The following is a 5,783-nucleotide window of genomic DNA, read 5'->3' as shown; positions in this document are numbered from 1 at the left end:
GTACCGCAGTATTCCACTGAAGCTCTTTGCTATCCGGAACCGCGTAGCCGGTGAAGCAGGCGCGGAAATCGCCCGTCCCCTTGTCATGCCATTGAATCATGCCCTTGGGTTCAAGCTCCACGAAGCGGATGCCGACCTGGTTGCCCCACTTGTCGATGAACGACAACGTGTACCGGTGCACGGAGTCGGGATTGGTGACGCGGGGCTTGCGGGTCCCTCCCTCGTCACCACCGACCGTGCTCTCGGGATTGACCCCCTTGCCATGCGCCTCGATGCCGTGGTCGTCACCGACGAGGACGTCGCGCACCCACGGGAACTGGCTGATCTTCCCGACTTCCGGCTTCACGCCATAGATGGGCAGCGACGATTCGAGCCCACTGTCATGCTCCGCCCCGCAAGGATCGATGCTCGTGCCGTTGGACGCGTAGATCCATCCGTCGCGACACTGCACCCGTGCACAAAGCGTCACGCTCTCGTACAGGTTTCCGTAGCAGGCGACATAGAAATAGCAAAAGCGACTTGCCTGAGGAGACGACGGCGGTTCATCCCGTTCACCAGCATCACGCTTCGTGCCGTCGGGATAGGGAAGGTAACCCTTGTAATGCGTCGCGTCGTAATCCTTGTCGACACCGAGGCTGGTGACCCACTTCGGTCCGATATCGATGGGAAGTGCATCCATTCCGTCGTAGAAGCCGATGGTCAGGCTCTTGAGCTCTGCCGCCGTCAGCTCGGCGGGCTTGTGGGTGATCAGGTCGGTGATCGCGTACTCGATCTTGACTTTGACCTGCGCCAGGCCGTTTACGTAAACCTTGTCGCTCGACGAGACTTTGGCAAGCTTCAATGTCGTGACCTGCCATAGTGGATTGACGCTCGAGGGAAGTCTGACGTTGCTATCGAACGCGTGGCCGGGGCCCGGGCGGGTCTGGATGGGCTTAGCCGCACCGGGAGGGAGAATGGATGCGGCCGCGTAGGCCTCCGGGTCGCAGGGGTTTCCACCCGTGATCCAGAAATCGATCTCCTGTACGGCCTTTGTGCTGGATACCGCCAGCGCGCCATATTCGATCGTCCAGCCGGAAAGCGCCGATCCATCGGCATAATTCACCAGCGTCAGCAGGGTCTTGAGTTCGTCGACGGGGATCTCGACGACATCGCCTGCAGCGCTCACCGCCGAAAGAGAAACCCGGACCCGCACTTCAGCCTTGCCGGGCCTTTTGGGCGGCGGCGGCGAGCTTGTCACGGGGGCGACAACGAACGTGTTGAGCTTCGTCCATTGCGTTGCGCCCGGCGCAGGCATGCGATGCGCCGGACTCACCGTCGAAGAATCGTTCCTACCTTCAAATTCTTCCACGAGTGTTTCTTCCAGCGTCGTCGTGGTCGACGATGTCTTGCGTATCGTAGATTTCGTGGTTTTCACTCTGAACCTCCTGGAATGCGAGAGTGATATGGCTCGGTTTATATGACTGCCGTCGGCTTTGCGTAGCTACCAGTTCGAAATCACGTAGAAATCCCCTCCGATCGATGAATCGCCATCGCCCACGCGAACGCGGTGTCCATTGCCGAACTCATCGATGAATATGACATTCCGAGCAAAGACGTCCGGTGGATCGCTTCCGTCATAACCCCAGGTGAAGTGCCAATTCGGGCGGAAAAGGTGCTGCATGTAGAGGATGGCGCCCTCCTCATAATTCTCAACGCCGCCTATATTGTTGTATACGTAATAGTTGCTGAGATAATCCGGGATGTCATAGAACGACGTTCCCGCGCCATGTTCCTTGGCGCAGGTCGTGAATACCCCTTCCCAGCTGGCCCCGGGCACGGCACCACCGCTCCCCGGACTCTTCGTGATCTTGAAGTCGCCGTTGTCCGCATGGACATTGACAGTCCCATTGATGACGCCGCCGGCGTCGGCGACATGCAGGAGGTTGATCCGCCGCCCGTTGTAGAGCAGCGTGATGTACACGTTATGGATCGTAAAGAAGCTGTTGTCGCTGTGGTCGCCCCACCGGTGCTGAAAGTTGGACGGCGGAAGGTTGAGCGGAGGGCGGGCGTCGACATTGACGGAACTGTCGAACTGGTTGCCCGAGGCACCGGGGCGCGTTTCAATGGGCTGGGAGGCTTGCGGCGGTTTGACGGAAGCTGCGATCCTGAGCGAGTCGACGCGATCACACGTTACGTAATACGTAACGGCAACCTGATCGGGGKCCAACCCACCCTTGCCCTGCGGACGATTGTCATGCGGCACATAGTTACTCGATGACTTTCCGGGTGCATTCGAGATCGCCCAATCGGCATCAGAATATTCGTTCTCGTCCCAATGAGCCGTCCATCCGCCGGGTAGCAGCTCACCCGTGTTGTAGTCGATGAGATTCACCATCGCTTTGAGTTCTGACTCCGGCACGGAAACATACGCACCGCTGGCGTTTCGCGGTGAAAGGACCACGCGGACCTTGACCTGCTGTCGTCCGTTGGCAAATACCTTCACCTGCGGGAYGGTTTCCATTTTGTTTTTTCCACCCGCCCTGGGCGGATACTCGATGAAGAACGTTTGCAGGTGATGCCATGCAGTCTCTGTCGGGCCGACGCGCCTGTCATGCGGAAGTCTACGCGGGAGCTCCCGCTCCGCCTCACCACGGGCATGCCATACCGTGTCACTACCTTCTTCCTCCACCACCTGGACATTCGTGGTGGTTTCGGTGCGCGTGATTTCCGTCCGTGTCGTCCGCTTCGTCGTCTTCACTCTGAACCTCCTGGAATGCGAGAGTGGGTACTGCCTTTCGAGTGTCCTGCCGAACCGCCGGCCGCGACAATAGCCTGGAAGGGGTGGGTGCGGGGAATCGCTATTTGATATCGGCAGTCAGCATCCAACCGCTTATCAGCCAAGACTTTTTTGCGACGATTCCGTCGCAGAGCATTCCGTGGCAGCATCCCGTCATGCGCACCGACTATCTGATCCGTCCCATTGAACCGCGCGACGATGCCGACATGGCCGCCGTGATCCGCCACGTCATGCCTGAATTCGGCGCCGATGGCCCCGGGTTCGCCATCCATGACCCCGAAGTGGATGCACTTTCCGCCGCCTACGCACGGCCGCGCCATGCCTACTTCGTCGTCGAAAAGGACGGCCATGCGATCGGCGGCGCAGGCATCGCCCCACTGGAAGGCGGCGACGACGATACCTGCGAGCTTCGCAAGATGTATTTCTTACCCAAGGCACGCGGCATCGGCGCGGCCTCACGGCTCATGCGCCGCTGCCTGGATGCGGCGCGCCGCGCGGGCTTCCAGCGCATCTACCTGGAAACGCTGACCGGCATGGACGCGGCGCAGGTGCTTTACCTGCGTCATGGTTTTGCGCGCATCGATGCGCCGATGGGCGGCACCGGCCATTTCAGCTGCGATCGCTTTTTCCTGCGTCATCTCAACGACGGCGACCTCATCGTGGCGCCGGAGCCGCCGACTCTGCTGTTCGCGATCGACGACCCGGGCCGCGAGGACGTGCTGCCCTTGATCGAGCAATTGCACGGCTACCTCTCCGACCTCTATCACCAGCCCCTGCCCTACCACGTGGGCGTGGAAAGCCTGCGGCAACCCCACGTGACCTTCATGACGGCGCGCGTCGATGGAACGCCACTGGCATGCGGTGCAGGTGTGGACCACGGCGATTACGTGGAACTGAAGTACATGTATGTCGTGCCAGCGTGCCGCGGCATGGGGCTGGGCAAGGAAATGCTGGAAGCGCTCGAGGCCCAGGTACGTGCCGCCGGCGGGACGAAGGTGAAGCTGGAAACCGGCACGGCGCAGACCGAGTCGATCGAACTCTACGAGCGCTCCGGCTATCGCCGCTGCCCGCCCTTCGGCGATCATCACGCCCATCCCGCCAGCATCTTCATGGAAAAACCGCTTTGATCCGCATCGCCACCGGGGCAGACGCCGCCGCCTGCCACGCCATTTACGCACCCATCGTCGAGACCAGCGCGATCACCTTCGAGACCGAGCTGCCCGGCGAAGACGCCATGCGCGGCCGCATCCTTGCACGTCTGGCCACTCACCCCTGGCTCGTCTGGGAAGAAGACGGCGCCGTGCTCGCCTATGCGTACGGCGGACGCTTTCGCGAGCGCGCGGCCTACGACTGGATCGCCGAGACCTCGATCTACGTGGACGAAAAGGCCCGCCGCCGTGGCATCGCCCGACGGCTCTACGGCGCTGTGCTTGGCGCCATGCGCCTGCAGGGCATCAACCAAGCCGTGGGCGTGATCACCCTGCCCGGCGACACCAGCGTGGCGATGCACGAGGCGATGGGTTTCGCGCCTGCCGGCATCTGGCCGAAGGCCGGCTACAAGCTGGGGCAGTGGTGGGACGTGGGGGTGTGGAGCCTGTTCCTGTCGGAGCCCGAGACGCCGCCGGTGGCGGTGATTCCGTTTGCGGAGCTGGCCGCCTCCGGGGCCGTCGATCGGTTTCTCAGAGACCTCTGAACTTCCGGGGACGCCCCGTGGGAGCCGCTTCAGCGGCGATGCGTTCTGGCCGCAGCCTGGCCCGCTGCCGCGGGATCGCCGCTGAAGCGGCTCCCACACTATTCGGGCTCGCCACAGGAGCGGAGCCCTCCCTGCCGCGGCGCGGCAAGCCGGCCGGGTGGCCCCTCGGCTAAGATTGGCTTCTTTGCCAGTCGTACCAGCGGAGTATTCATGCAGCTCGAACAGGTCAGGGCCGTCATCACCGGCGGCGCATCCGGTCTCGGCCACGCCGTCGCGCAGCGCCTCGTCGCCGCGGGCGCGAAGGTCGCCCTCTTCGACGTGAACGAAGAAAAGGGCCATGCGGCCGTCGCCGCCCTCGGCAAGAACGCGAGCTTCCAGCGCACCGACGTCACCTCCGAGGAAGGCGTGACGGCCAATGTCGCCGCTGCGCAGGCCGCGATGGGTGGCCTCAATGTCGTGGTCAACTGCGCCGGCATCCTCGGCGCCGGCCGCGTGCTCGGCAAGGAAGGCCCGATGCCCCTGTCCACCTTCTCGGGCACGGTCATGGTGAACCTGGTGGGCAGCTTCAACGTGGCCAAGGCCGCTGCGCAGCTCATCCAGGCCAATGCCGCCGGTGAAGACGGCGAGCGTGGCGTGATCATCAACACGGCCTCGGTCGCCGCCTATGAAGGCCAGATCGGCCAGGCCGCCTACTCCGCCTCGAAGGGCGGCGTCGTCGGCATGACGCTCCCTATGGCTCGCGAACTGGCGCGTTTCGGCATCCGCGTGAACACCATCGCGCCGGGCATCTTCTGGACGCCCATGGTCGACGGAATGCCGCCGGCCGTGCAGGAGTCGCTGTCCGCCTCGATTCCCTTCCCGTCGCGCCTTGGTCGCCCCGAGGAATTTGCCGACACCGTGGCCTTCATCATCAACAGCCGCTATCTCAACGGCGAAACGATCCGTCTTGACGGCGCCGTCCGCCTCGCCCCGAAATAATCGCTCCCACGCAATCCACTCCAAAGACATCGAAGTCGAACGCCATGAAAGCATCTGATGTGAAGAAAGGTAATGTCGTCGAGCACGACGGCACCGTGTACCAGGTCCGCGATATCGAACGCAGCTCGCCCTCGGCGCGCGGCGGCAACGTGACCTTCCGGTTCACGCTGTACTCGATCCCGGGCCAGCGCAAGTTCGACCTGAGCCTGCGCGCCGAAGACGACCTGAAGGAGGTCAGCCTCGAGCGCCGCCAGGCAAAATTCTCGTACATGGACGGCGACAACTTCGTCTTCATGGAMGACGAGGACTACACCCAGTACACGCTCGGTCCCGATG

The 5,783-nt window shown here is 62.7% G+C and carries 5 protein-coding genes and 2 pseudogenes; 5 read left to right on the top strand and 2 right to left on the bottom strand.

From position 1 onward, the window contains the following. Both AC1DSN_RS17375 and AC1DSN_RS17370 read right to left on the bottom strand, forming a co-directional pair. On the bottom strand, positions 1-1,414 hold a 1,414-nt coding region (locus AC1DSN_RS17375; RefSeq protein WP_477331894.1), incomplete at its 3' end, for a hypothetical protein. A gap of 66 nt (positions 1,415-1,480) precedes the next feature. After that, on the bottom strand, positions 1,481-2,737 hold the full coding sequence (locus AC1DSN_RS17370; RefSeq protein WP_477331892.1) for a hypothetical protein: 1,257 nt from the start codon (positions 2,735-2,737) through the stop codon (positions 1,481-1,483). Positions 2,738-2,931: 194 nt separating this feature from the next. On the opposite strand from AC1DSN_RS17370, the pseudogene AC1DSN_RS17365 reads away from it, so the two are divergent. From AC1DSN_RS17365 to AC1DSN_RS17345, 5 genes and pseudogenes are all read left to right on the top strand, one after another. Next, positions 2,932-3,417: pseudogene (locus AC1DSN_RS17365) on the top strand (GNAT family N-acetyltransferase); the annotation flags it as partial. A gap of 18 nt (positions 3,418-3,435) precedes the next feature. Further along, on the top strand, positions 3,436-3,903 hold the full coding sequence (locus AC1DSN_RS17360) for a GNAT family N-acetyltransferase (RefSeq protein ID WP_063572940.1): 468 nt from the start codon (positions 3,436-3,438) through the stop codon (positions 3,901-3,903). Next, positions 3,900-4,469, top strand: a complete 570-nt coding sequence (locus AC1DSN_RS17355; RefSeq protein ID WP_477295700.1) for an N-acetyltransferase family protein — start codon at positions 3,900-3,902, stop codon at positions 4,467-4,469. The genes AC1DSN_RS17360 and AC1DSN_RS17355 overlap by 4 nt, the downstream gene beginning before the upstream one ends. A gap of 210 nt (positions 4,470-4,679) precedes the next feature. After that, a complete protein-coding gene (locus AC1DSN_RS17350) occupies positions 4,680-5,447 on the top strand; it encodes an SDR family NAD(P)-dependent oxidoreductase (protein WP_213948388.1) in 768 nt (255 codons plus the stop codon). Between the two features lie 44 nt (positions 5,448-5,491). Beyond that, positions 5,492-5,783 (top strand): annotated as a pseudogene (locus tag AC1DSN_RS17345) (elongation factor P-like protein YeiP); the annotation flags it as partial.

This window comes from Luteibacter sp. P4_D7_3 (assembly GCF_056401735.1).
The sequence above is the reverse complement of the archived record's forward strand: the minus strand, read 5'-3'. Positions and strand labels throughout refer to the sequence as shown.

Excerpts from the sequence above, each read along its gene's own strand:
- AC1DSN_RS17350 (WP_213948388.1), top strand. The coding sequence starts at position 4,680 with ATGCAGCTCGAACAGGTCAGGGCCGTCATCACCGGCGGCGCATCCGGT.